Origin of the sequence: Arthrobacter sp. UM1 (assembly GCF_020483305.1) — a bacterium.
In the GTDB taxonomy this organism is placed as follows: domain Bacteria; phylum Actinomycetota; class Actinomycetes; order Actinomycetales; family Micrococcaceae; genus Falsarthrobacter.
Genome location: NZ_JACWAB010000003.1, coordinates 72,496 through 96,150 on the forward strand (window position 1 = coordinate 72,496; position 23,655 = coordinate 96,150).

Annotated in this window: 23 protein-coding genes; 10 read left to right on the forward strand and 13 right to left on the reverse strand. The window is 69.3% G+C overall.

The features are described 5' to 3' along the window. Positions 1-61: 61 nt before the first annotated feature. The 3 genes from H9I38_RS05395 to ychF are packed head-to-tail and all read right to left on the reverse strand — an operon-like array spanning position 62 to position 4,058. The gene (locus H9I38_RS05395; protein WP_226337738.1) at positions 62-1,060 is read right to left on the reverse strand and encodes a restriction endonuclease subunit S; all 999 of its coding nucleotides are present in this window, start codon (positions 1,058-1,060) and stop codon (positions 62-64) included. Continuing rightward, positions 1,057-2,919, reverse strand: coding sequence for a class I SAM-dependent DNA methyltransferase (locus H9I38_RS05400; protein ID WP_226337739.1), 1,863 nt, complete (start codon positions 2,917-2,919; stop codon positions 1,057-1,059). Before H9I38_RS05400 ends, H9I38_RS05395 begins: the two co-directional genes overlap by 4 nt. 35 nt (positions 2,920-2,954) lie before the next feature. Further along, positions 2,955-4,058, reverse strand: a complete 1,104-nt coding sequence (gene ychF / locus H9I38_RS05405; RefSeq protein ID WP_226337740.1) for a redox-regulated ATPase YchF — start codon at positions 4,056-4,058, stop codon at positions 2,955-2,957. Between the two features lie 92 nt (positions 4,059-4,150). On the opposite strand from ychF, the gene H9I38_RS05410 reads away from it, so the two are divergent. The 4 genes from H9I38_RS05410 to H9I38_RS05425 all read left to right on the forward strand — a co-directional run bounded on the left by H9I38_RS05410 (position 4,151) and on the right by H9I38_RS05425 (position 7,735). Continuing rightward, positions 4,151-5,080: an ABC transporter ATP-binding protein gene (locus H9I38_RS05410; protein WP_226337741.1), complete on the forward strand. Its 930-nt coding sequence runs from the start codon at positions 4,151-4,153 to the stop codon at positions 5,078-5,080. Further along, on the forward strand, positions 5,081-5,842 hold the full coding sequence (locus H9I38_RS05415) for an ABC transporter permease (protein WP_226337742.1): 762 nt from the start codon (positions 5,081-5,083) through the stop codon (positions 5,840-5,842). A 67-nt stretch (positions 5,843-5,909) separates the two neighbouring features. After that, a complete protein-coding gene (locus H9I38_RS05420; RefSeq protein ID WP_226337743.1) occupies positions 5,910-7,127 on the forward strand; it encodes a sensor histidine kinase in 1,218 nt (405 codons plus the stop codon). After that, entirely contained in the window at positions 7,124-7,735 is a 612-nt protein-coding gene (locus H9I38_RS05425) for a response regulator transcription factor (RefSeq protein WP_226337744.1), read from the forward strand. Before H9I38_RS05420 ends, H9I38_RS05425 begins: the two co-directional genes overlap by 4 nt. On the opposite strand, the gene H9I38_RS05430 is transcribed toward H9I38_RS05425, so the two are convergent. The 3 genes from H9I38_RS05430 to H9I38_RS05440 all read right to left on the reverse strand — a co-directional run bounded on the left by H9I38_RS05430 (position 7,736) and on the right by H9I38_RS05440 (position 10,668). Beyond that, the gene (locus H9I38_RS05430; protein ID WP_226337745.1) at positions 7,736-8,518 is read right to left on the reverse strand and encodes a DUF4184 family protein; all 783 of its coding nucleotides are present in this window, start codon (positions 8,516-8,518) and stop codon (positions 7,736-7,738) included. It lies immediately after the preceding gene. Positions 8,519-8,680: 162 nt separating this feature from the next. Continuing rightward, positions 8,681-9,778, reverse strand: a complete 1,098-nt coding sequence (locus H9I38_RS05435) for a 4-hydroxy-3-methylbut-2-enyl diphosphate reductase (protein ID WP_226337746.1) — start codon at positions 9,776-9,778, stop codon at positions 8,681-8,683. Positions 9,779-9,819: 41 nt separating this feature from the next. Then, the gene (locus H9I38_RS05440) at positions 9,820-10,668 is read right to left on the reverse strand and encodes a hypothetical protein (RefSeq protein ID WP_226337747.1); all 849 of its coding nucleotides are present in this window, start codon (positions 10,666-10,668) and stop codon (positions 9,820-9,822) included. A gap of 90 nt (positions 10,669-10,758) precedes the next feature. Here H9I38_RS05440 and xseA point away from each other — a divergent pair, with 90 nt between their 5' ends. Together xseA and H9I38_RS05450 are read left to right on the forward strand one after the other, a co-directional pair. Beyond that, positions 10,759-12,015, forward strand: coding sequence for an exodeoxyribonuclease VII large subunit (gene xseA, locus H9I38_RS05445; RefSeq protein WP_226337748.1), 1,257 nt, complete (start codon positions 10,759-10,761; stop codon positions 12,013-12,015). Positions 12,016-12,105: 90 nt separating this feature from the next. Then, positions 12,106-12,426, forward strand: a complete 321-nt coding sequence (locus H9I38_RS05450) for an exodeoxyribonuclease VII small subunit (RefSeq protein ID WP_226337749.1) — start codon at positions 12,106-12,108, stop codon at positions 12,424-12,426. 238 nt (positions 12,427-12,664) lie between these two features. Here H9I38_RS05450 and H9I38_RS05455 read toward each other — a convergent pair whose 3' ends face one another. The 3 genes from H9I38_RS05455 to H9I38_RS05465 all read right to left on the reverse strand — a co-directional run bounded on the left by H9I38_RS05455 (position 12,665) and on the right by H9I38_RS05465 (position 16,113). After that, positions 12,665-13,480: a PPK2 family polyphosphate kinase gene (locus H9I38_RS05455; RefSeq protein WP_226337939.1), complete on the reverse strand. Its 816-nt coding sequence runs from the start codon at positions 13,478-13,480 to the stop codon at positions 12,665-12,667. A gap of 383 nt (positions 13,481-13,863) precedes the next feature. Next, positions 13,864-15,102, reverse strand: a complete 1,239-nt coding sequence (locus H9I38_RS05460) for a pyridoxal phosphate-dependent aminotransferase (RefSeq protein WP_226337750.1) — start codon at positions 15,100-15,102, stop codon at positions 13,864-13,866. Between the two features lie 45 nt (positions 15,103-15,147). Beyond that, positions 15,148-16,113, reverse strand: a complete 966-nt coding sequence (locus H9I38_RS05465) for an ABC transporter substrate-binding protein (RefSeq protein ID WP_226337751.1) — start codon at positions 16,111-16,113, stop codon at positions 15,148-15,150. A 133-nt stretch (positions 16,114-16,246) separates the two neighbouring features. Here H9I38_RS05465 and H9I38_RS05470 point away from each other — a divergent pair, with 133 nt between their 5' ends. Next, positions 16,247-16,720, forward strand: a complete 474-nt coding sequence (locus H9I38_RS05470) for a MarR family winged helix-turn-helix transcriptional regulator (RefSeq protein ID WP_226337752.1) — start codon at positions 16,247-16,249, stop codon at positions 16,718-16,720. A gap of 19 nt (positions 16,721-16,739) precedes the next feature. On the opposite strand, the gene H9I38_RS05475 is transcribed toward H9I38_RS05470, so the two are convergent. After that, complete coding sequence (locus tag H9I38_RS05475; RefSeq protein WP_226337753.1) at positions 16,740-17,717, reverse strand: N-acetylglucosamine kinase; 978 nt, start codon at positions 17,715-17,717, stop codon at positions 16,740-16,742. Positions 17,718-17,793: 76 nt separating this feature from the next. On the opposite strand from H9I38_RS05475, the gene H9I38_RS05480 reads away from it, so the two are divergent. After that, positions 17,794-19,617: a hypothetical protein gene (locus tag H9I38_RS05480; protein WP_226337754.1), complete on the forward strand. Its 1,824-nt coding sequence runs from the start codon at positions 17,794-17,796 to the stop codon at positions 19,615-19,617. A gap of 31 nt (positions 19,618-19,648) precedes the next feature. Here H9I38_RS05480 and H9I38_RS05485 read toward each other — a convergent pair whose 3' ends face one another. The 3 genes from H9I38_RS05485 to galU all read right to left on the reverse strand — a co-directional run bounded on the left by H9I38_RS05485 (position 19,649) and on the right by galU (position 22,109). Then, on the reverse strand, positions 19,649-20,512 hold the full coding sequence (locus H9I38_RS05485; protein WP_226337755.1) for a hypothetical protein: 864 nt from the start codon (positions 20,510-20,512) through the stop codon (positions 19,649-19,651). 64 nt (positions 20,513-20,576) lie between these two features. Further along, a complete protein-coding gene (locus H9I38_RS05490) occupies positions 20,577-21,209 on the reverse strand; it encodes a GNAT family N-acetyltransferase (RefSeq protein ID WP_226337756.1) in 633 nt (210 codons plus the stop codon). A gap of 9 nt (positions 21,210-21,218) precedes the next feature. Beyond that, positions 21,219-22,109 (reverse strand): UTP--glucose-1-phosphate uridylyltransferase GalU, encoded by an 891-nt coding sequence (gene galU, locus H9I38_RS05495; protein ID WP_226337757.1) that lies wholly within the window; start codon positions 22,107-22,109, stop codon positions 21,219-21,221. Positions 22,110-22,194: 85 nt separating this feature from the next. On the opposite strand from galU, the gene H9I38_RS05500 reads away from it, so the two are divergent. Continuing rightward, positions 22,195-22,866 (forward strand): 5-formyltetrahydrofolate cyclo-ligase, encoded by a 672-nt coding sequence (locus tag H9I38_RS05500; RefSeq protein WP_226337758.1) that lies wholly within the window; start codon positions 22,195-22,197, stop codon positions 22,864-22,866. Positions 22,867-22,889: 23 nt separating this feature from the next. Beyond that, positions 22,890-23,528, forward strand: a complete 639-nt coding sequence (locus H9I38_RS05505; protein ID WP_226337759.1) for a hypothetical protein — start codon at positions 22,890-22,892, stop codon at positions 23,526-23,528. Positions 23,529-23,655: the final 127 nt, after the last annotated feature.

Sequence of the window (23,655 nt, forward strand, 5' to 3'; positions counted from 1 at the left end):
TAATTACGGCCCCGATTAATATGCAACGTACTCGGATTTGAATACTAAAAACGCTGGCGCATCATATAGCCAGTGACGCAATTCTTTCCTCTTCAGGCGTGCGAACGTCTCCAATGCGAGAGGCCACGGCGGCAGAGAAGGGAAGGCCTCGCATGACGGACTCCATGTAGCTCCAGTCGGGGAGACCTTCGGTAGTAATGGGAAGCCTAACCGTCGTCTTCTTCATCCGCGCCATGTTCCACTTGTAGCCATAGCTGAAGCGCGAACGTTCGAAGCGAATCAACGTAGCAACGAATAACAGTGTCCAACGACTCACTTCGCTCCGCGGGATAAGGACCTGAACGTCATCCGACGCGAAGAACGGCTTGTCCTGATAAGACGCAAATCCGACAGAACCATTGTAGGGCACCGTCAGACAGTGTGGGTCGAACAGTGGTTCCAGATCACACATATCCGTAATACCATGATTCTTCTCCGATGCGCCGATAAATCGGGTCTCACCCGGAGCGCGTTGTGCCTTGGTGACTCTCTTGCCTTTTTTCACACTGAAGAGCTCGTCAATTGAGAACCGGCCCCAGCCGGACACGGGAGACAACGAAACCGACGGTTCAATCGCTCTCGCGAGACCTTCATGGGTCGGGATTTTCATCTCGGATACCCAGGCTGGCGGCGCATCAGGCATGAGTAGCGATCCGAGCGTGCGGTTCGCCTGACGCCCATATGAGAAACGATGTCTATTCTGCCAGATACACCGACACCACCACAGCTTCTCAACAGTCGACATATTAGGATCCTTGGCTTTAAGGATCATGACATGAAATCCGGTCACAAATGGTTCCGGTTGCACGAAACTAGATAGAACACCGTTGCCAGAAAGAGCGACCGTAATCTCCCCTGGAATTCCAAAGGGCTCTGTCGCCAACACCCTGCTGGTTACACCATTATTTCCCATTGCGCGGGATACAAAATTCACGCCAGAAGGGGCCTTGACTTTCGTCAAGGAATTGAGCTCAAGATTGGTTCCATATCGCAGATCAAATATCTCATCGAGTCGTCTCATACGTCACCCTCGTCCTCAGCACCCAAGTCACCACGAAGCACGAACAATGCATGCTCTAGAAGCACCTGCTCCAGATCTGAGGGACCGAGGCTCGAATAGTCGGTCTCCATGTACGCCTCGGCGACCCATTCATCATCGGCCTCGACCTTTTGCATGACAGCTTCGTCAGGGTTTACTTCCCGGTTGCGGTACATTTCGACCCATCGATCACGAACTGTTGCCCAGGTGTGGTTCCTATCGACTCGACCAAGGTTCTTGACCTTGATGAAGGTGTCATCACGCCAGTAGCCAAACCAGGTCTTGCGCTTCGACTTCTCATGTGGAACCCGAGCCCTAAACACCATAATGCAAGTGATAACTCCAACAGGGTAGAAGACCTCAGGCGGCATCGACATCACGGCCTCAAGAGTGTGCTTCTTCAACAGGTCCCGCTTGTAGACGCTCGCTGCCGTGGCGCAGGACATCGGCACGATAGCGATGCCCGTGCCACCTACGTCGAGCGCATCGAGCATCTGCTCCACAAACCGTAGTTCGTGAAGATCTTCTTTAGTCTTGGCGTACGGTGGGTTGATCATTCCGATGTTCGCCTTGTGCTTCTTCACGCCAGCGAAGATCGCCGGATCGAAGCACGAACCTTGGTAGAGGTTGGCCTTGCCGTCACCGCGCAGGATCATGTTCGACGCAGCAAGGGCATACATCGTCGGGTTCTGCTCAACGCCGATGAGCTGGTTTTTCTTGATGTCCTCGACTTCAGCTTCAGTGGTTGCCGACCGGGTCATTTGCACCATGGCCGATATCAGAAATCCGCCAGTACCTGCGCAAATATCCAAGACCTTGTCATCTTTGCCAACGTTGGCGATAAGCCCGAACAGCTCGGTGACATGCTTCGGCGTCAGGACAATACCCAGTCCCTTGCCATCTCCACCAGTGTATTTGAGGAACTCGCCATAGAACGCACCCACCACATCGAAGTCCTGGTAGATCGTTAAGAAAGGCATGACCTTCTCGGCAAGCATGCTGACAATCTCGTTGAGAAGGCCCTTCGGGTACCCTTTGGTCGGCTTGCGCAGCTCGGGGTGAACCTGGATGTTGGTGAACGGCTGGGTGATGTTCTCCAGCTTCGACACAGGCAGATTAGCCTCTTTGATGACCCTCTTAATCGACTGGATCCAGAACTCAGGAAGATCCGAAGCCGGATACGAGTCGTAGGTTTTAGCGAAAATTTGATCCTTGAGCGCGATCAGCGTACCGGCGACAGCCAGCGGCTTCTCCTTCTCTTCAAGCTCCGCCTCGTCACGCATGAATTCATGCATCTCCATCGAGAATGCGATCAGGTCTTGCTCGCGCCGTTTCTGGACTTTGGGGTCAAAGGACGCGGCTGCGAAGAGGTCATTGAGACCAATCATCTCAGTGATCGGCGCACCCATAGGCGAGACCAGATCGTGTTCCTGTGTCGTCCCCTTCGGCGTCACAAAGAAGGACCATTCGTTCGACTGCGGAGTGCCAGATACCGCAATCGAGATCACTGTGTAGTGCGCGGTAAGGTGTCTCGCGTAATGAAGGACACCATCCACGGCATAGTCTTTAGCTAGGTTTCGTTTAGCCGACCTGTGGTAACGAACATCAGCTTTGCACTCGACCAGCACGACCATGTCGGGGGTTCCGGGTGAGGTGATGATGAACTCGGGGTATCCAGCAGACTTGCCCTTACCCGTCTTCGAGGCCTTCGAGAGTCCCCTGCGGATGGCCTGCACGACTGACTGTTGCTTCTCCACGACGATCCGTTCGTCATCGTCATAGAAGCCGAGTGCCCGCAGGCGCTCGTCAACAAGATCTTCGGTGATCCGTTCGTTGGCCATCGATCACTCCCCCGAGATAACGCTTGACTGGAGCATCACTTCTTGCTCGCAGAGGTTGTATTAAACCGGAACTCCACCACGTCCCCGTCCTGCATGACGTAGTCCTTGCCCTCCATGCGGACCTTGCCCTTGGACTTGGCCTCGGCCTTGGAGCCGGCCTCCTGGAGATCCTCGAAGGAGACCACCTCGGCCTTGATGAAGCCGCGCTCGAAGTCGGAGTGGATGACGCCGGCGGCCTGCGGGGCGGTGTCGCCCTTGCGGATGGTCCAGGCGCGGGCCTCCTTGGGCCCGGCGGTGAGGTAGGTCTGCAGGCCGAGAGTGTGGAAGCCGACGCGCGCCAGCTGATCCAGGCCGGACTCGGTCTGGCCGTTCATCTCGAGCATCTCGCGGGCCTCCTCCTCGTCCAGCTCCACAAGGTCGGCCTCGAGCTTCGCATCGAGGAACACGGCGTCCGCCGGGGCCACGAGGTCCCGCAGCTCCTGCTGCCGTTCCTCGCTGCCGAGGACGGAGTCGTCCACATTGAACACGTAGATGAACGGCTTGGCCGTGAGGAGGCCGAGCTCCCGCAGGCGGTCCATCTCGAGCCCCTCGCTCTGAACGGCCGAGTAGATGGTGTCTCCGCGCTCCAGGACGGCCAGGGCGGACTTCAGCGCCTCGAGGTCAGCGGCCTCGCGCTTCTTGCCCTTGACCTCCTTCTCCACGCGGGGGATGGCCTTCTCCACGGTCTGCATGTCGGCCAGGATGAGCTCGGTGTTGATCGTCTCGCGGTCGGACGCCGGGTCCACCTTGCCGTCCACGTGGACCACATCGGGATCGTCGAACACGCGGATGACCTGGGCGATGGCCGCCGCCTCGCGGATGTTCGCGAGGAACTGGTTGCCGAGCCCCTCGCCCTCAGACGCACCGCGCACAATGCCGGCGATGTCCACGAAGGACACGGTGGCGGGCAGAATCGCCTGGGACCCGAAGATCTCGGCCAGCTTCCCCAGGCGCTCGTCCGGAAGGTCGACGATGCCCACGTTCGGCTCGATCGTCGCGAACGGATAGTTCGCCGCGAGCACGGTCTGGCGGGTCAGGGCGTTGAACAGGGTTGACTTGCCGACGTTGGGCAGTCCGACGATTCCGATAGTAAGAGCCACGGCACACCATCCTACCGGCCTGACATTTGTCATGCCGAGGACGTGACAGGCGGCCTCCTCCCCCGGCCCGCGCTGCCGGAAGACTCAACAGCATGAACACCACAGCCGCTCCCGCCGTCGTCCTCGACGGGGTCTCCAAGCGCTTCGCCTCCCGCGGCGGAAAGCCCGTGGACGCCGTCGCCGACGCCACCTTCACCCTCCGCCGCGGCGAGATCGCCGCCCTCCTCGGCCCCAACGGTGCCGGGAAGACCACCACCCTGGACATCCTCCTGGGACAGTACGCCCCCACCTCCGGCACGGCCGAGCTCTTCGGCGAGGCGCCGGGGCGCAGCGTCAAGGCCGGCCGCGTCGCCGCCCTCCTGCAGACCGGCGGCCTCCTCCCCGACTACACCGTCCGGGAGACCGTCTCTCTCATCAGCTCCCTCTACCCCAGCACGATCGGCGTGGACGACGCGATGGAGCGGGCGGGCATCGCGGAGATCGCGGGCCGCCGCATCGGCAAGTGCTCCGGCGGCCAGCAGCAGCGCGTCAAGTTCGCGCTGGCGCTCCTGCCGGACCCGGACCTCATCGTCCTCGACGAGCCCACCACGGGCATGGACGTCTCCGCCCGCCGCGAGTTCTGGACGGCCATGCACGAGCAGGCCTCGCACGGCACCACGGTCCTCTTCGCCACGCACTACCTCGACGAGGCCGAGTCCTTCGCCGAGCGGGTCATCCTCATGAGCCGGGGCCGTGTCGTGGCGGACGGCGCCACCCACGAGCTCCGCGAGCGCGTCGGCGGCCGCCGTGTCTCCTTCGTCTGGGACCCGGCGGACGGGGACGTCCGCGCTCTCCCCGGCGTCACGGACGTCCAGGAGACGGGCTCCCGCCTCAGCGTGCGGACGGAGGACTCGGACGGCCTCGCCCGCCACCTCCTCACGCGCACCCGCGCGCACGACCTCGAGGTCCGCTCCACGAGCCTCGAGGACGCCTTCTTCCAGCTCACCGGCGATTCCCTGACCTCCGAAAGCGAGGCGATCTGAATGAACATCGTCACCTTCCTCTCCCTCGAGCTGCGCCGCGCCCTGCGGAACCGCTTCCAGATCCTCTTCGCGGTTCTCATGCCTGCGTTCCTCTACATGACGTTCGGCGCCACGCAGGACTACAAGGACGTGGGCATCCACGAGGGCAACGTGGGCGCCAGCATCATGATCGGCATGGCCCTCTACGGCGCCATCGTCGCCTCCACGGCGCAGGCCGCCAACGCCGCCGTCGAGTTCGGCCACGGCTGGGGCCGGCAGCTCCAGCTCACCGCGATGCGCCCGCTGGCCTACGTGCTCGTCAAGTTCCTCCTCTGCCTTCTCCTCGCGGCCCTGCCCGTCACAGTGGTGTTCGTGCTCGGGGCCTTCACGGGCGCGCACATGCCCGCGGGCCAGTGGATCGGCACATTCCTCCTCTCGTGGCTGCTCTCCGGCGTGTTCGCGCTCTACGGCCTCGCGGCGGGGCTGCTCTTCAACAGCCAGGCGGCGCCCGGCATCGCCTCCGGCACGCTCGTCATCTGGGCGTTCCTCGGCAACCTCTTCGCGCCGCTGAGCGGCGGGATGCTCGTCCTCGGACGCTTCACGCCCCTCTACGGCATCAACGCCCTGGCGCGCTATCCTCTGACGCGAGGGGACGTCATGGACGGCTCCACGCAGACCACGGACCCCCTGGGGCTCATGGTCCTCAACGCCGTCGCGTGGCTCGTGGTCCTCGCGGGCCTCTGCGCTCTGGCGTTCCGCCTTCGCGCCGGCCGCCGCGCGTGAGGCTCGCAGCGGTGAACGACGACGACGGCCCCGCCCCGCCATCCCCAACCCACAGACGGAGACCCCGATGACCACCTCGCAGCGCAGACCCTCCCGCCGGCGCCCCGGCGGCTGGGTCTCCGCCCTCTTCGCGGCGGTCTGGCTGGTCTTCCTCTGGATCCCGCTGGCCACGGCCCTCGTCTCGAGCGATCCGCTCGGCCTGCGCGTGCTCGCGGTTGCGGCGGTGGTGCTCTTCGGCGCGGTGTACGTGGTCTACTGGGTGGCCCTCGGCTCCGGGGCGGCCTCGCGCCGCCGGTGGACCCTTCCAGGCGTCCTCGGGGTCATGGCCCTCCTGACGGCAGCCGCGTGGCCGGTCATCGGCCTGGCCGTGCTCTCGATGGCCCCCTATTTCGTGGCGGTCCTCGTCTTCTCCCGGCCGCTCCGCCAGGCGCCCGCCGTCGTCGTCGGCCTGACCGCGGTGGGAGCCGCGCTCATCCTCCTCAACCCGGAGGCATGGCGCGAGGCCGGCTCCTGGTGGGTGGCGGGCGGACCGCTCATCGGGATGCTCGCGGTGATGGTGGGCCGCACGGCCGAGGAGTTCGGCTCGCGGGAGGAGAGGGCGCGGAAGGCGCTCGAGCTCTCGCGGCAACGCGAGGAGATCGGGCGGGACGTGCACGACATCCTCGGGCACTCCCTCACCGTCCTCGCCGTCAAGGCCCAGCTCGCCGAGCGGCTCGTGGAGCTCGACCCGGAGCGGGCCCGCGCCGAGATCGCCGACATCGGGCGCATCTCCCGCGAGGCCCTCGCCGAGGTGCGGACCACCGTGACGGGACTCAAGTCGCCGGACCTGGACGCGGCGCTGCGCTCCTGCCGCGAGGCCCTGGAGTCCCAGGGGCTGCGGGTGAAGGTGACCGAGCGCGGCGAGCCCTCCGAGGCCCGCTCTCGCCTCTTCGCCTGGGTGCTCCGCGAGGCGAGCACCAACATCCTGCGCCACGCCCGCGCCTCCCGCGTCGAGATCGCCGTCACGGAGGACTCGCTGCGGGTCGCGGACAACGGCGTCGGGCTGCCGTCTCCCGTCTCCGCTCTCGGAGACTCAGCTCCGGGCGGGAGCGCGTCCGCCGACCCCGGCAACGGGCTCGCAGGCATCCGCGAGCGCGTGGCGGCCGCGGGCGGGGAGGTGGCCTTCTCCCCCGCCCCTCCCTCCAGGACCCCAGAGCACGACGACGACGGCGGCCGTCCGGGCCTGGCCGTGACCGTCACGATGAGCCGCGCTGCGCGCCAGCCGGCCGAAGGAGGCCCCCGATGACCCCGATCCGCCTGCTGCTCGCCGATGACCAGGGACTCGTCCGCGGCGCCCTCGCGGCGCTGCTGGACCTGGAGCCGGACCTCGAGGTGGTGGCCCAGGTGGACCGCGGGGACGAGGTGCTGGATGCGGTCCGGGCGCACCGGCCGGGCGTGGCCCTGCTGGACATCGAGATGCCGGGGATGGACGGCATCGAGACCGCTCGGGCCCTCAAGGAGTCCGGGCTGGAGTGCCGGTCCCTCATCGTGACCACGTTCGGGCGCCCCGGCTACCTCAAGCGGGCCCTCGACGCGGGCGCGAGCGGCTTCACCGTCAAGGACATGCCGGCGGAGCAGCTCGCCAACGCGGTCCGGAGGGTGGCCCAGGGGCTGCGGGTCATCGACCCGCAGCTCGCCGAGGCCTCCCTCGTGGCCGGGGAGTCCCCGCTCACGCCCCGCGAGGCGGACGTGCTCAAGGCGGCCGAGCTCGGGCAGAGCCTCAAGGACGTGGCGCGAGCCGTGTTCCTCTCCGAAGGCACGGTGCGAAACCACCTCTCCTCGGCCATCGCCAAGACGGGCACCGGCAACCGGTTCGAGGCCGCCCGGACGGCGCGGGAGAACGGCTGGCTGTAGTCAGGCCGCTCTCCGGGCCCGCCGGGTCCTCGCGCTGCGCCCCCACAGCACCAGCATCCGCACCCCCGCGGCCAGCACTGCCGCGCACAGCGCCGCCCGGCTCGTCTCCACGAAGAACGCGTAGGCCAGGGTCCGCTTCGTCATCCAGCCGAGCAGCGCATACATGACCAGCTTCCCGCTCATCGCGGCCGCGGCCGCGCACAGAGGGGCCCAGGTGAGCACGGCCCGGTCCACGTCCCGTGACCAGGCCCAGCGGGTGTTCTCCGGGGCGGCGCGCGCCGGCGTCGTCGTCCACCGCCTCCACCCGAGGAGCGCGAGGGCCGCAAGGCCGAGCGCGGAGCTGCCGTACTGGATGAGGGCGAAGACGCGGAACGGGCCCACCTCGGCCCGCAGCGCGGGGACGGCCGCCACCACGGGAGAGTCCCAGTGCGCCAGGAGGTCCCAGCCGAGGTGCGTGAGACCGCCGAGGAGGACCGAGGCGCTCGCCAGGGGCAGCCACCCCTGCCAGCGCGGCCGGGACTGAGGCCATCGGCGCCAGCGGGCGGGCATGATCTCGTCATACGCGGGGGCCAGAATCCACTGCCACGCGGCCAGGAGGAGAAGCCCGGCGACGAGGTCCAGGGTGAGGAGCCCAGGGATGCTGTGGGCGAACCCATACCCTCCGGGGACCTCCGCGAAGTGCGCCAGGTCCGGGACCATGGACCCCACTGCCATCCCGGAGACCATGAGGCCGGTGCGGCGGAACGGGTAGACGGCCAGAGGATGCGCCATCGTCAGGGGCATGGAGAGACGTCGCCTTTCGTCGGGGAGCCAGCTCGGAGAACTCGGGTGAGCCGTTCATCCCCGGCGACGTCGGCGAGGCGTTCGGCAGCGGCGGTCAGCGGCCCCGCCGCGGGGCCGGACTCGTGCAGGTCAGGACCCGGCGCGGGGCCGGACGCGTGCAGGTCAGGAGCGGGGGCGCACGCCGCGGCCGCCGAGGCCGCGGGACTCGTCCCCGTGGGCCTTGAGGGTGGCGCGGAGCTCCTTGGGGAGGGAGAAGAGGATGTCCTCCTCGGCCTCCACGACCTCCTCCACGTCCTCGTACCCGTACTCGGCGAGGAGGCTGAGCACGTCCCTCACGAGCACCTCGGGCACCGAAGCGCCAGAGGTCACGCCGACGGTCTGCGCGTCCGAGAACCAGGACTCGTCCACCTGGTGGGCGAAGTCCACGCGGTAGGCCGCCTTGGCGCCGTACTCGAGCGCCACCTCCACGAGGCGCACCGAGTTGGAGGAGTTCGCGGAGCCCACCACGATGACGAGGTCCGCCTGCGGGGCGATCTTCTTGATGGCCGCCTGGCGGTTGCTCGTGGCGTAGCAGATGTCGTCCGAGGGCGGGTCCTGGAGGTTCGGGAACCGCTTGCGGAGGCGGCGGACGGTCTCCATGGTCTCGTCCACTGACAGGGTGGTCTGCGAGAGCCAGATGAGCTTGTCCGGGTCCTTGACCTCGATGGTGTCCGCCTCGTCCGGGTTGTTGACGATCTGCGTGGCCTGAGGCGCCTCCCCGAACGTGCCCTCGACCTCCTCGTGGCCCTCGTGGCCGATGAGCAGGATCTCGTAGTCGTTCTTCGCGAACCGCACGGCCTCGCGGTGCACCTTGGTCACGAGCGGGCAGGTCGCGTCGATGGTCTGCAGGCCGCGCTCCTCCGCGGAGTTCACGACGGCGGGCGAGACGCCGTGGGCGGAGAACACGACGAGCGCGCCCTCCGGGACCTCGTCCGTCTCCTCGACGAAGACGGCGCCCTTCTCCTCGAGCGTCTCCACGACGTGGCGGTTGTGGACGATCTGCTTGCGCACGTACACCGGCGGTCCGTAGTGCTCGAGCGCCTTCTCCACGGCGATGACCGCCCGGTCCACGCCCGCGCAGTACCCGCGGGGAGCCGCGAGGAGCACCTTCTGGGCGCTCGTGCCGCGGCGATCGGCGTCGACCTCGGCCTTGGAGCGCCGCGTCCGCGGCATCGGAGGCAGGCCCAGGGAGACGGGCGTTCCGGTGGCAGTTTCGGTCATGGCTCCAGCCTTGGTGTCGAGTGCATGGACGTCCCTCCAGTCTAGGAGGTGACGTAGGAGTGGCGCCGTTCCTTCGCGGTCAGCCCAATGCCGATGCCGACGACGACGAGCACCGCCCCCGCGTACACCACCCAGAGGGACTCCTCCCGGGCGCTGCCGACCCCCTGCTGGCCGAGAGCCCGGAACAGATCCGCCCCGAGGCCCTGGCCGCCGAGCAGGGCGGCGAACAGCTCCGGAAGGCCGGCGGAGAGGAGCCAGGCCAGGCCGCCCGCGAGCGCCGTCCAGAGCCCGAGGACCACTGCCGCGCGGCCGTGGCGGTGGGCGGACACGATGCAGAGGAGGGCCGCGGCGCACGCGATCGCGAGGAGCATCGGCCAGGCCTCGGCGAACCGGGAGATCGCGTCGAACACGCCCACTCCCCCGATGGAGGGCGACCCCAGCTGCACGGACATGTCCCCCGCCTGCGGCGCGCCGACGCCGAAGGGGCGGGTCACGGAGTCCAGAACCAGCTGGGACAGCGGCCTGAGGTCGACGGCGACGGCGTGGTCCGGGCTGAACGCAGAGTCGTGCAGGGACATGAGCGTGTCCGTGGCGGCGCGCCCCGTTGCCCCGTCTCCGGAGACGGCCGTGAGGGCGCTGCGCGTGGTGTCCGTGATCTGGTTCCGCAGGCCCTCGAGGAAGGGCGCGGCCTGCACGAGGCGGTCCCCGGCCTGCGAGGACGCCTGGTCGATGAGGCTGCGCCGCACGCTCGGATCGCTGGAGAGCGGCTCCGCGAGCGCCCGGAAGCCCTCGCGGTCCACGAGGTGGCGGGCGGTCCAGGACGCGGCCGAGGCGGCCAGGCCCGCGAGCACGGCGATGAGGCCGAACAGGCCGGAGAGGAAAGTGCGCACGCATCCATGGTGGCAGTGCTGTCTGAGAGAGTTGTCCACGTTCGGGCGGTCGGCTGTCCCCCGGCGCCGTCCGTCCGCTTAGATGGAGACATGAGCGCTGAACAGCCCCGAGAGCTTCCGCCCACGGCGGACCAGACCACGGCGGAGAGCCCCTGGCCCCTGCGCGTGTTCGCGGAGAAGCTGAAGTTCCACATCGAGCGGGCGCCGCGCGCCTGGGTGGAGGGCCAGCTCATCGAGCTGAACCGGCGCGGGCAGAACACCTTCATGACCATCCGGGACGCGGACCAGGAGGTCTCGCTGTCCGCCAACGCCTGGGGCGGGGCCGTGGACTCCACCGCGCCGGGGATCGAGGTGGGCGCCCGCGTGGTAGCCCAGATCAAGCCGCAGATGTGGCTCAAGGCGGGCCGGCTGAGCATGAACACCACGGCCCTGCGCCCGGTGGGCCTGGGAGACCTGCTCGCGCGGATCGAGCGGCTGCGGCGCTCTCTGGCGGACGAGGGCCTGTTCTCCCCGTCCCGGAAGAAGCGGCTCCCCGCCCTCCCCCAGCGGATCGGACTCATCACGGGCCGGGACTCGGACGCGGAGAAGGACGTGCTGCGCAATGCGGGCCTGCGCTGGCCGGCCGTGCAGTTCGAGGTCCGGAACGTGGCGGTCCAGGGGCAGCGGGCCGTCCCTGAGGTGACCGCCGCGCTGGCTGAGCTCGACGCGGACCCGGCCGTGGACGTCATCGTCATCGCCCGCGGCGGCGGTGCGCTCGAGGACCTGCTGCCGTTCAGCGACGAGACGCTGGTGCGCGCTGTCGCCGAGGCCCGCACCCCCGTGGTCAGCGCCATCGGGCACGAGGCGGACCATCCGATTCTGGACGATGTGGCGGATCTGCGCGCGTCCACGCCCACGGACGCCGCCAAGCGGATCGTCCCGGACATCTCCGAGGAGCGGGAGCGGATCGCCAACGCCCGGTTCGCCGCCTCGCGGAGCGTCTCCCTGCTCGTGGAGCGGCAGAGGGAGAGGATCTCCGCGCTGCGGTCCCGGCCCACGATGCTCCGGCCGGAGTCCATCGTGGACCCCCACCGGGATCGCACCGCCATGCTCACCGAGCGTCTGCGCCGCGCAGCCCAGATCCGGACGGACCGCGAGCGCACCGGGGTGGAGCATCTTCTGGAGCGCGTGCGGAGCCTGTCCCCGCAGCAGACCCTCGAGCGCGGTTATGCGGTGCTCCAGCGGGGCCCCGAGGTCATCACGGACGCGGAGGCCGTCAGCACGGGCGAGGACGTGAGCGTGCTCGTGGCCCGGGGCCGGGTCAGCGCCACGGTCACCGGTACCCGCGGCGGGCCGGGCTCGGATTAGGTGTCGCACCGCCGAGGACCTCGCTCGCCGAGCGTCCCCTCGACCAGACCAGACTTCACTCGTCACAGATCACTCGACCAGGAGGACCACATGGCCGATCAGAACCACACCCATTCATCCCAGTCCGCGCAGACACCCCAGTCCACGCCGACGTCCCAGGCCGCCAAGACCGAAGGCCCGGACGTCGAGTCCCTCTCCTACGAGCAGGCCCGGGACGAACTCGTCTCCGTGGTCACCCGCCTCGAGTCCGGCGGAGCGCCGCTTGAGGAGTCGATTGCCCTCTGGGAGCGCGGCGAGGCCCTCGCCCAGCGCTGCGAGTCCCTGCTGGACGGCGTGCAGAAGCGGTTGGACGCGGCCCGCGAGTCCAAGGAGTCCGGCTCCGGCGAGGAGGGCTCAAGCGGCGAGGAGTGACGAGCTCGGCCTCCTCACCCAGCCCCTTCACCCGCCCCCTCACCCAGCCCACTCATCTGTTGCAAGTTGGAGGAAAGAGACGGGCCATTCCTCCAACTCGCAACAAACGAGTTCGGGGCGGCCGGAAGCTTCGGGGCGGTCAAGGCCGAGCCTCACGGCCCCGGGAGCTGAGGACGGCCCCGCCTGGAGACACCCCTACAGGCTGACGCCCCCCCCAGGACGGCCCTACAGGCCTCCCCTACAGGGTCGCGGCGAGGCGGGCCCGCTCGGCTCCGCGGTTGAAGGAGGCGGCCGGCCACTGCGGGTCGATGTCCCGGAGCGCCTCGAGCAGGATGGTCTGCACGGCCAGGCGGGCGTACCACTTCCGGTCGGCCGGGACGATGTGCCACGGAGCCGCCTCAGTGCTCGTCTCCGAGACCGCCTTCTCGTAGGCGTCCTGGTAGTCGTCCCAGAGCTTGCGCTCGGTGACGTCGCCCGGGTTGTACTTCCAGAACTTGTCCGGACGGTCCAGCCGCTCCAAAAGACGCTCTCCCTGCTCGGTCTGGGAGATGTGGAGCATCACCTTGACCACGCGCACGCCACGGGAGGCCAGGTTCTCCTCGAACTCCCGAATGGCCGCATACCGGCGCTCCAGTTCAGGCTCGTCCGCCCAGCCGTGGACGCGGTGGATGAGGACGTCCTCGTAGTGGGAGCGGTCGAACACGCAGATCATGCCCGCGCCCGGCACGTGCTTCTCGATCCTCCAGAGGAAGTCGTGCTTCTTCTCCTCGTCGGTGGGAGCCTTGAACGAGGTGTGCTCCACGCCCTGCGGATCCACCGCGCCCACGACGTGCCGGACGATGCCGCCCTTGCCCGAAGTGTCCATGCCTTGCAACACGAGCAGCACGGCGGGAGCGTCGTCGTCATCCCGGCTCGCGGCGAAGAGCCGCTCCTGAAGGTCGGAGAGCTCCAGGGCGCCCTTCTCCAGGGCCTTGGCTGCCTTCTTCTTCCCCTTGTCGAACCCAGGGGTGGAACGCGGGTCAACCGTGGCGAGGTTGAGAGGACCGGCCGTCACGGTGACGCCCGAGGGCGTCGTGGCGCTCGCCGCGCGCTTCGCGGCCTTCTTGGCCGCCTTCTTCGCGGCCTTCTTCTCCGCAGCCTGCTTCTCGGCGGCCTTCTTCGCCGCCTTGCGCTCTGCCTTCGCGAGCTTCTCCGCCTTCTTGCGCTGGTCCGCCTTCTTCTCTGCCTTCACAGCAGCCTTCTTCTCAGCCTTCTCGGCAACGGCCTTCTTCTCCTGCTTGGCGAGCTTCGCCAGCTCCTTCTCGGACAGGGCGGCCTTCGCCGCGCGCTTCTGCGCAGCCTTCTCGGTCCGCTTGTCCGCGGATTTCTTGGAATTCGCGGAGCTCTTCTCCGACTTCTTCGGTTCTGACTTCTTCGGGGCTGATTTCTTGGGGGACATCAATCGGCCTTTCGGGGCTTCGAGGGTCGATAGGAGGAGAGGTAGTCGCCGATGCGGGAGACCGCCTCGGCCAGCAGCGTGTCCTCGGGGAGGAACACGAGCCGGAAATGGTCGGGGTTCCGCCAGTTGAAGGCGGTGCCGTGGCTGATGAGGATCTTCTGGCTGCGGAGGAGGTCGAGCGCGAAGTCCTCGTCGTTCTCGATCGGATAGACCTCCGGGTCCAGCTTCGGGAACAGGTAGAGCGCTCCCTCGGCCTGCTGCGTGCTCACGCCAGGGATCTCGTTGAGCATCGAGTACGCCAGGTTGCGCTGCTCCAGCAGGCGTCCGCCCGGGTTGATGAGGTCGTTGATGGACTGGTACCCGCCGAGGGCGGTCTGGATCGCGTGCTGCGCCGGGACGTTGGCGCAGAGCCGCATGTTGGCCAGGAGGTTGATGCCCTCGATGAAGTCGGACGCGTACTTCTTGGGCCCCGTGATGGCCATCCAGCCGGCGCGGAAGCCGCAGACGCGGTAGGCCTTGGAGAGACCGGAGAAGGTGAGCGTGAGGACGTCGTCGCCCGCCACCTCGGCGGTGTGGATGTGCTCGGCGCCGTCGTAGAGGATCTTCTCGTAGATCTCGTCGGAGAACACCACGAGGTCGTGCTTTCGGGCGATCTGCATGAGCTTGGTCAGCATCTCGCGGCTGTAGACCGCGCCCGTCGGGTTGTTCGGGTTGATGACCACGAGCCCCTTGGTGTTGGGCGTGATGCGGGACTCGAGGTCCTCGAGGTCCGGCTGCCAGCCGTCCTCCTCGTCGCACGAATAGTGGACCGGCGTGCCTCCCGCGAGCGCCACGGACGCCGTCCAGAGGGGGTAGTCCGGCGAGGGGATGAGGACCTCGTCCCCCTGGTTGAGGAAGGCCTGGAGCGAGAGGGTGATGAGCTCGGAGACGCCGTTGCCGATGTAGACGTCGTCCACACCGATCGTCTGGATGCCCCGCAGCTGGTAGTGCTGGGAGACCGCCGTGCGCGCCGAGTAGATGCCGCGCGCGTCCGCGTACCCCTGGGCGTTCGGCAGGTTCTTGATCATGTCCATGAGGACCGCCTCGGGCGCCTCGAAGCCGAACGGGGCGGTGTTGCCGATGTTCAGCTTGATGATGCGGTGCCCCTCAGACTCCATCTGCTGGGCCGCCTGCATCACCGGCCCGCGGATGTCGTAGAGGACGTTCGCGAGCTTGGACGACTGCCGGTACTCAGGCATGTGAATCCCCTCACTTGGAAATGACGCCGTTGTCCCAGGGTAGCCCTACTTGGCAATCCCCTTGGACTTCAGCCATTCCGCCGCCGCCTCGGCCGGGGAGATCTTGTTGTGCCCCGAGACCTTCCGGTTGAGGTCGACGAGGTCCGCCGTGGTCAGCTTCGACTGGACCTGCGCGATGGCCGCCTTGGCCGCGTCGTCCATCTTGGCGGTGCGCCCCACCGGGACCACCTGCTGCGCGGCCCAGTTGTGCTTGGTGTCCTCGAGCGCCACGAGGCCGTTGTCGTCGATCGCCGGGGACGTGGAGAAGATGTCCGCCACCTGGACGGCGTCCGAGGTCAGCGCGTTGACGGTCTGCGGTCCCCCGCCGTCCTCGACGGCCGTGAAGGACTTCGGCTCGCACCCGTAGGTCTCCTTGAGGCCCGGAAGGCCGCCGGGGCGCTTGGCGAACTCCGCCGGCGCCGCGAGCGCGAGCTTCCCGCACACGCGGCCGAGGTCCTCGAGCGAGGCGAGCTTGTACTTCTCCGCCGTGACGGCCGTGACCACGAGCGAGTCCGTGTTCTCCGCCTGCGCCGCCGGAAGCACGGTGAGACCGCTCGGCGTCTTCTCGGCCAGGGCCCGGGTCACGTCCCCCGCGCTCTTCTCGGTGGCCTTGGGGTCCAGGAACACGAGGAGGTTCCCGCTGTAGTCCGGCACCAGGTCCACCTTCCCGTCCCGGAGGGCCGTGATGTAGGCCTCGCGGGTGCCGAGCCCCGCCGTGACGCTCGCGTCGAATCCGCGGGCCCGCAGGGATCCTGCGTACAGGTTCGCGATGACCTGGGACTCCGGGAAGCTGGCGGCGCCGACGACGACGCTCGCGCCGTCGGGCGCCTTCGTCTCGCTGGGAGTCGAACCCGGAGCTCCGCCGTCCGCGCATCCCGCAAGCGCCGCGCCGAGGAGAACCGCCCCGCCCGTGAGGACCGCTCGGCGGGAACGGCGCGACGGCGGGTGCGGACTCGGAGTCGGGGCAGTCATGGAAGAGGGTCCTCGCAGTCTGCGGGCCGGCTCAGCCCGCGGGTGGTTCGTCGAGGCGATTCTATGCGGGCGGCCCGAGTGTCGGGCTCAGCAATCCCCGGCATCCTTCAACCACTGCTTTAGGGTTGGAGCTGTGGAGTTCAAGGACAGCACCTTCTACAAGCTGGGGCAGGCCACCCAGCTCATCACCCATGTGGCGGACACGTACCTGGAGGCCCATCACGGCCTGCGGTACTCGTCCTTCCTCGTGCTGCTCATCCTGCGCACCAAGGGCCCGTGCCCTCAGCACGTCATCGCCGAGTCCCTCGGCGTGTCCCGCCCGTCCATCACGCAGCGCATCTCGCCGCTCATGGAGCGCGGGCTCGTCCACGGCGAGCGGAGCCCGGAGTCGCCGCGGTCCATCGTCGCCTCCCTCACGGAGGACGGCCTCGCGCTCATCGACGCCGCGTGGCCGGGCCTCGAGCAGGCGTTCGTGACCGTGGACCGCGAGATCGACCACGAATTCCTCACCGACCAGCTGGACCTGCTCATCGCCAACGCCACCCAGGCGCTCGACGAGCTCCCCGCCGCGCCGGCCGTTCCGCTGCGCTCCGGCCAGACGGCCTGAGTTCACGGCTTAACCGGCCTCAGCCCTCGGCCGCCCGCTCCCCGAGCCGCTTCGCCGCAAGGCGCAGGGCCCCGATGACCGGCTCGTCGTCGAGCACCTGGATCGGCGTGAAGCCCTCCACGGAGATCCGCTCCCTCAGCCGCTCGGCGTAGAGCGGCTGGTTCTGGACCAGTCCGCCGCCGAAGACGATGGGCCCCTCGAGCTGCAGGCGGTCCCCCACCGAGGTGACCGACTCCGCCACGAGCTCCACGGCCGCCTCGAGGATCGCGGCCGCGCGCTCGGATCCCTGCTCGCGCGCCGTGAAGACGATCCTGGCGCACTGGGCCCAGCGCGTGCGGCTCGGGTCCTGGTAGAACGCCGCGATGAGCTCCTGCGGCTCGGTGACTCCCGTGGACTCGAGCATGAGGGGGACGATCGGGTCCTCCTCGTCCAGCTCGTCCGCGCCGAGGGCCGCTCGCACGGCCTCGCGCCCGAACCAGTAGGCGCTGCCCTCGTCGCCGAGGAGGTAGCCCCAGCCTCCGGACCGCTCCGTCTCGCCCTCCTCGTTGCGGCCCCAGGCCACGGATCCGGTGCCGAGGATGACCCCGACGCCCGTGTCGTGGCCGCCCGCGGCGAGGATGAGACGGGTGTCATGGACCACGCCGATGAGGGACTCGTCCAGCCCGGTCGCCTCCGCCACGAGCGCCGAGAGCGCCCGCGCGTCCTTCTCCGTGTCCACTCCCCCGGAGCCGACGGCGACCGCCGCGACAGCCTCTCGCCAGCCGGGAGACTCCGCCGAGAGCCGATCCGCGATCTCCGCGAGCGCGGTCCGGGCGGTGCCGCGGGAGACGTTCTGCACGTTCGCGCTTCCGGCCCGGGCGACGACGAGAGGAGCGAGCGGGCTCTCCGCCGCCGCGAGCGCGGCGAGCGACTTGGTTCCGCCGATGTCCAGGCCGAGCAGCAGGCTCTCGGGCAGCGGCTTCTCCGGGGACAGTCTGGAATCGGGAGCGGTGCTCATGCGCCCACAGCGTAATGGAGGCGGGGGCGCTCTCCAACTTTGGGCCCTCCGGCGCCGCCTCTCGTACCCTGGTGGAATGAGCATTCCGGCCGATCACGAGCACGTCGAGCCCCAGGTCTCCGCTCAGCTGGCCGCCGACATCGCGGACCGGCTCCGAGAGCTGGACACCTCGGACGTCGGCTCGGCGTTCGCCCTGGAGACTCCGCGGGACCGCCTCAACCGGGCCTCGGAGCTCATGTGCGGCGACAACGTGCGCGGCGCTCTCGAGACCCTCCTCACCGGCTGGCCCGCCGTCGAGCGGGAGGCCGCCCGGGAGGACCCGGAGCGGAGGGCCCACGCTCAGATCACGGCGCTCGAGTTCGCCGCCGCTCTCATCGACTGCGCCGAGCAGGCCAAGGAGGAGCCGCTCTCCGCCGAGTGGAGGGCGCGCCGCATCGCCCTGCTCGAGGAGATGGGCCGGGACCGCCAGGCCGCCCTGGAGCGCACGCTCGGAGCCACGGCCTTCCGCGAGCCCGCGCCCGAGTCCTTCCCGGAGATCGAGCGCGCGGCCTCGGGGCTCTCGGAGGACGACGTCGAGGGCATGGACATCCGCGTCCAGTGGGGCATGGCCCTCGCCCGCCAGAACCGCCACGCCGAGGCCATCCAGGTCCTCGAGGGGGTCCGCGCCCTCAGCGAGCGGCTCGAGCGCCCGGAGAGCCGCGTGCTCGCCCAGTTCCTCGTGGAGGACTCGTACGTCCAGCTCGGCGACGAGGAGACCTCCCTCGCCTACATCCAGGAGATCATCCGGACCACGGACAACCGCGCCGTGATCGCCATGGTGCTCATGAAGCGCGCCCGCCTCTCCATGGGCACGCCGAGCAAGACCGCGGCCACGGTCTACGACCTCACGCACGCCCTGGAGCTCTTCACCGCCTGCGGCATCCGCTCCGGCGCGGTCCTCGCCGCCCTCGCCCTCGCGGGCCAGCTGCAGGAGACGGGCGCGCTCGAGGCCGCCGTGCTCGCGTTCGAGGTGGCCGTGGACCATGCCGAGCGCTCCGAGAGCCATCTCCTCCCCTCCTCCCTCGTGGCCCTCGCCAACGCCTACAACCAGACCGAGCGCTTCGCCGACGCGGACGAGCGCCTCACCCGCTACCTCGAGACGCTCGAGCCGCAGGACGGGAGCCAGGACTCCGAGCGCGCGGCCGCGTACGGCGCGCTCGGCCACGCGAGGATCGGCCTGGGAGACGCCGACGGCGCCGGCTCCGCCTGGGCGAGCGCCTTCGAGCGCTATGAGGACTCCGAGGACGCCGAGTCGGCGGCTGCCACGGCGGCCAACATCGCGAAGCTGGACTTCTCGGCCGGCCAGATCGCCGAGTCCCTCGAATGGTCGGAGAAGGCGGTCTCCCTGGCCCAGGCCGGGGGCGTCCATCCGCTGCAGATCGCGGAGCACGTGGCGTTCCGCGCCACCGTGGCCGCCAAGGCGGGCGACGCCTCTGCGCTGGAGGCCATCGACAAGGCCCTCGAGGTGGCAACGCAGTTCGAGGCCGAGTTCCACGCCGCCCAGTTCCTCGAGCTGCGCTCGGTGGTGCTCTATGACCTGGGCAGGCCCGACGAGGCCATTGCGGCCACGCTCCTCGCGGGAGACGCCTATGCGGAGGCCGGGCTTGCCGACGAGGGCGCGCGGTGCGACGTGCGCGCCGGAGACCTGCTGCGGCACCGCGAGCGGCTCGTCGAGGCGGCGAGCGTCTACCGGTCGGCCGCTGACCGCCGCCCCGACCGCGCAGACTGCCTGTACGCGGCCTCGCACGGACTCGCGCTCGCCCTCGAAGCCCTGGGCCAGGAGCGGGAGGCCGCCGAAGCGGCGGCGCAGGCCGAGGAGTGGAAGAAAAAGGCCCACTCGCAGGGGCTGAGCCTGGAGTGAGCCTGATTCGGAAGGGCCGCGGCCGGCCTGACTAGGCGCGGCGGCGGCGCAGGACCTCGTCGAGGTCCACCTTGGACGGCACGGCCGTGGAGGACTCCTCCGGCTGAACCGGGGCCGGCATGTGGCGGGAGGCCTGGGGCGCGCTGAGGTAGGTCGGCTTCGGAACCTGGACTGGGTCCCACGTCGAGCCCTCGCTGCCGCGCGCTCCGGCAGACGCGGCCTCGCCGCCGTCCTGAGCCGTCTCGACGGAGCGGGCTGCGGACTCGTCTGCCGCGTCCGGCGTCGTCGTCTCGGAGCCCTCCTCCGCGCGAGCGTCGAAGAGGACGGCCTCCCGGCGCTTGCGGGCGCGCTCCTCGATGAGGCGCGGGTCGTCCTGCAGGTGAGCCACCATGGCCAGCTGCTGCCGCTCGCTGTTCATCGCCTCGGCGAAGGCGGCGTCGATCCGCGCGCGGCGCTCCCGGACGGTGGAGACGCGCATGGCCACCACGCACCCGAAGGCGGCGAGGACGGCCACCAGCGGAACGGCGAAGGAGACCCCGCCCATCACGGCCGGGATGAGGGTCAGAAGCGCCACCAGCGCGGCGAGCGCGCCGGCCGCGGCCACGAGACGGCGCGTGCGGAGTGCGTCAGAGCGCCCGGCGCGACGCTGCGGCGCGTCCTGCGAGTCGCTGGCCTGAGGCGCTGCGGCCGACGTTGTCATGGGATAGTCCTGTCCTGGATTCTCGTCTTCTGCTGCCCCTGACGGGGCGGTCTGGAGCGCGGGGCCTCGTTCGAGGGCCGGGACGATCAGCCCGAAGACCCCGAGCACGAGGAGGACGAGCGGCAAGAGGCGGGGAGGATCCGCCTCCCAGGGCATGACCCACGCCTCGGCCAACTGTCCCCCGTTCCAGTTCACACCTTAACGGTACGGGAATATGCGCGGGAATCGGCGGCGATCGCGGCGTGTCCCGCCGGGATCCTCAGAGCGGACGGGTGCGAGGCTCCCCGTCCTCGAGCCAGCGCCGCAGCACGCCCTCCGGTGCCTCCTCCGCGGTGAGGGCGAAGCTCAGATGGTCCCGCCACTCGCCGTCGATGTGGAGGAAGCGCCGGCGCAGCCCCTCGCCGCGGAAGCCGAGCTTCTCGACCACGCGCAGGCTCGGCGCGTTCTCCGGGCGGATGTTGATCTCCACGCGGTGCAGGCCGAGCTCGGAGAAGCAGTGGTCCGCGGCGAGCGCCACCGCCGTCGGGGTGATGCCCCGCCCGGCCACGGCGGACGTGACCCAATAGCCCATGGTGCAGCTGCGGAAGGCCCCGTAGGTGATGCTCGAGACGCTGAGCTGGCCGACGATCCGCGGCCTCTCCCGGGGAGACTCGGAGAGCGTCACCGCGAACGGCAGGCACTGTCCCGCCTTCGCCTGGCGGTTGAGCTCCCGCCACATCGCGCCGTAGGTCCGCGGTCCCGATCCCTCCACCGGGGAGGTGGCGTCCCACGGCCCCAGCCAGTCCGCATTCTCCCGCCGGACCCGCATCCACTCGGCCTCGTCGCGGCGCCGGAGAGGACGGAGGCCGATGTCCCCCGCTTCGAGGTACACCGGCCACCGTGCTCGCGTCATGCGGGCAGTCTACTTCGCGAACTCCTTGAGCCAGGCGGTGAGGCCCGGGCCCAGGTCGTCGCGCTCGCTCGCGAGCGTGACCACGGCCTTGATGTACTCGAGCTTGTCGCCCGTGTCGAACCGGCGGCCCTTGTAGACCACGGCGTAGACGCCGGAGCCCTCGCCGTCGGCCTGCGCAAGCGTCTCGAGCGCGTCCGTCAGCTGGATCTCGTTGCCGCGGCCCGGAGGGGTCTCGTCGAGGACGTCGAACACGCGCGGGTGCAGCACGTAGCGGCCGATCACGGCGAGGTTGCTCGGGGCGTCCTCCTTGGCCGGCTTCTCCACGAGCATGTTGACCTTGACGAAGTCCTCGCCGTCCACCGGCTCGGCGTCCACGACGCCGTAGGAGCTGACCTGCTCCGGGTCCACCTCCATGACGGCGACGACGGAGCCGCCGGTCTTCTGCTGGACCTCGATCATCTCGGAGAGGAGGTCGTCCTTCGGGTCCATGAAGTCGTCGCCGAGGAGGACAGCGAACGGCTCGTCTCCCACGTGGGCGCGGGCGCAGTTGACCGCGTGTCCGAGGCCGCGCGGGTCTCCCTGGCGGACGAAGTGCATCTGGCCGAGGTCGTTGGACTCGCGCACCGTGGAGAGCTTCTTCTCGTCCCCCTTGGCCTCGAGATTAGACTCGAGCTCGGGAGCGCGGTCGAAGTGGTCCTCCAGCGCCCGCTTGCCGCGGCCGGTGATCATGAGCACGTCCTGGAGCCCGGCCTTGGCCGCCTCCTCCACGACGTACTGGATTGCCGGACGGTCGACCACCGGAAGCATCTCCTTCGGCGTCGCCTTGGTGGCCGGCAGGAACCGGGTGCCGAGGCCGGCCGCGGGGATGACTGCCTTGCGCACAGTCTTCGATGAATTCATAGTCCAATTCCTCGTGGGTCTTGGGCGTCGACCCTCACTGGTCGTCGCCGAGCACAGCCCCACTGTATGCCAGAAGGGAAAGGTCATGACAACGGAGCACGCCGCCGAGGGGAAGTCGCAGGCGAGGGCGCAGGTCCGCGCCCGCCGTCGCGCGCGGACTCCCCACGAGGCCGAGAGCGCCGCCGCCGGCCTTCAGCGGGCCGTGCTCGCGTACGTGCACCGCTGCCGCGCCGCCGATCCGAACCTCGGAGCCGTCCTCGCGTTCCTCCCGTTCGGCGCAGAGCCGCCGCTCGAGCCGGCCCTCGCCTCCCTGTGCGCCGAGGGCTTCCGGGTGCTCGTTCCCCGGTCCCGTCCCGGACGGCGGATGGAGTGGGTGCGCTGGGTCCCGGGGACCGAGCTGGTGCCCTCCGACGTGGTCCCCATGCCCGAGCCCGGCGGCCCCGCCGAGGAGCCTCCCGCGAACGCACCCGTCCTCGTCCCGGCGCTCGCCCTCGGCGACGACGGCGTCCGCCTCGGCCAGGGCGGCGGCTTCTACGACGCGTTCCTCGCGGACCGCCCGCGCCCCCTCCTCGCCGCGGGGGTGGTGTTCGACGACGAGCTGGGGCTTCCCGGCCTTCCCGCAGACCCGTGGGACGCGACCCTGCAGTGGGCCGTCACCCCCGCAGGCGTCCACCGGTTCACCCCTCCACAGGCCGGGAATCCGGGGTCTGAAGACGGCGCCCGTCCACAGAAGAGCGAGTGGCGGCTCGCGGAGTGACGGCTCCGGCTTAGCCTTCCGGCATGAGCCCTGCCCTCTCGACGCACACCGCCCCGTCTCGCCCCGCCTCCCCATCTCGCGCAGCCGCCTCGCCCAGAGCGGGGACGCGGCGCTTCCCGTCTGAGGCCGCCCGCCACCCGGGCGTGTCCTCGGCCCGGGGCCGCTCGCCGGCTGTGCCCGCGCGGGGAGACCTCGTGGAGCGGGTGACGTCGCACCTCTCCCCTGGCACGGTCCGAAGACTGCGGATTCTCGCCTTCCGGTGGCGCCGGGCGGCCCTCGCTCTGACCGGACTCGCCGTCCTGGGCCTCCTCGCCCTGAACGCCCTTCTCCTGCTCGCCCCGCAGGCTTCCCGGGAGGGACGCACGGCGGAGCGGTCGGCTCCCCGTGAGAGCGCGGTCAAGGCCCTGGGCGAGGGGGAGCACGCTGTCTCCGTCCGGATTCCCGCGCACGAGGCGCTGCCCCTCGTACCGGGCGGCCGGGTCCGGCTCTCCCCTGCAGACGCGCGAGCACGGTGGAACGGCCGAGTGCTCTCCCTGCCTCCGGGGAGCTCGCGCACAGCTGAGCGCGAGGCCCTCGTCATCGTTGCTGTGCCGGACGACGCGGCTGCGGAGGCCGCGGCGGCAGCCCGGCAGGGCAGGCTCATCGTCACCGCCGTCCGGTGAGGGAGCGTCGGCACGCGTCGCAGATCGTCGCCGACCGTCACAGTCGGCCAGCCCGCCAGGGCGTCACCAGTGCGGCGGCCGCTCCCGCTTGAGCGCCTCGCCGAGATCGTCCGGAGCGTCGCCCCAG

Coding starts and splice junctions, on each gene's coding strand:
- H9I38_RS05395 (WP_226337738.1), bottom strand. CDS start 1,060: ATGAGACGACTCGATGAGATATTTGATCTGCGATATGGAACCAATCTT.
- H9I38_RS05400 (WP_226337739.1), bottom strand. CDS start 2,919: ATGGCCAACGAACGGATCACCGAAGATCTTGTTGACGAGCGCCTGCGG.
- H9I38_RS05410 (WP_226337741.1), top strand. CDS start 4,151: ATGAACACCACAGCCGCTCCCGCCGTCGTCCTCGACGGGGTCTCCAAG.
- H9I38_RS05415 (WP_226337742.1), top strand. CDS start 5,081: ATGAACATCGTCACCTTCCTCTCCCTCGAGCTGCGCCGCGCCCTGCGG.
- H9I38_RS05420 (WP_226337743.1), top strand. CDS start 5,910: ATGACCACCTCGCAGCGCAGACCCTCCCGCCGGCGCCCCGGCGGCTGG.
- H9I38_RS05425 (WP_226337744.1), top strand. CDS start 7,124: ATGACCCCGATCCGCCTGCTGCTCGCCGATGACCAGGGACTCGTCCGC.
- H9I38_RS05430 (WP_226337745.1), bottom strand. CDS start 8,518: ATGCCCCTGACGATGGCGCATCCTCTGGCCGTCTACCCGTTCCGCCGC.
- H9I38_RS05435 (WP_226337746.1), bottom strand. CDS start 9,778: ATGACCGAAACTGCCACCGGAACGCCCGTCTCCCTGGGCCTGCCTCCG.
- xseA (WP_226337748.1), top strand. CDS start 10,759: ATGAGCGCTGAACAGCCCCGAGAGCTTCCGCCCACGGCGGACCAGACC.
- H9I38_RS05450 (WP_226337749.1), top strand. CDS start 12,106: ATGGCCGATCAGAACCACACCCATTCATCCCAGTCCGCGCAGACACCC.
- H9I38_RS05460 (WP_226337750.1), bottom strand. CDS start 15,102: ATGCCTGAGTACCGGCAGTCGTCCAAGCTCGCGAACGTCCTCTACGAC.
- H9I38_RS05465 (WP_226337751.1), bottom strand. CDS start 16,113: ATGACTGCCCCGACTCCGAGTCCGCACCCGCCGTCGCGCCGTTCCCGC.
- H9I38_RS05475 (WP_226337753.1), bottom strand. CDS start 17,717: ATGAGCACCGCTCCCGATTCCAGACTGTCCCCGGAGAAGCCGCTGCCC.
- H9I38_RS05480 (WP_226337754.1), top strand. CDS start 17,794: ATGAGCATTCCGGCCGATCACGAGCACGTCGAGCCCCAGGTCTCCGCT.
- H9I38_RS05490 (WP_226337756.1), bottom strand. CDS start 21,209: ATGACGCGAGCACGGTGGCCGGTGTACCTCGAAGCGGGGGACATCGGC.
- galU (WP_226337757.1), bottom strand. CDS start 22,109: ATGAATTCATCGAAGACTGTGCGCAAGGCAGTCATCCCCGCGGCCGGC.
- H9I38_RS05500 (WP_226337758.1), top strand. CDS start 22,195: ATGACAACGGAGCACGCCGCCGAGGGGAAGTCGCAGGCGAGGGCGCAG.
- H9I38_RS05505 (WP_226337759.1), top strand. CDS start 22,890: ATGAGCCCTGCCCTCTCGACGCACACCGCCCCGTCTCGCCCCGCCTCC.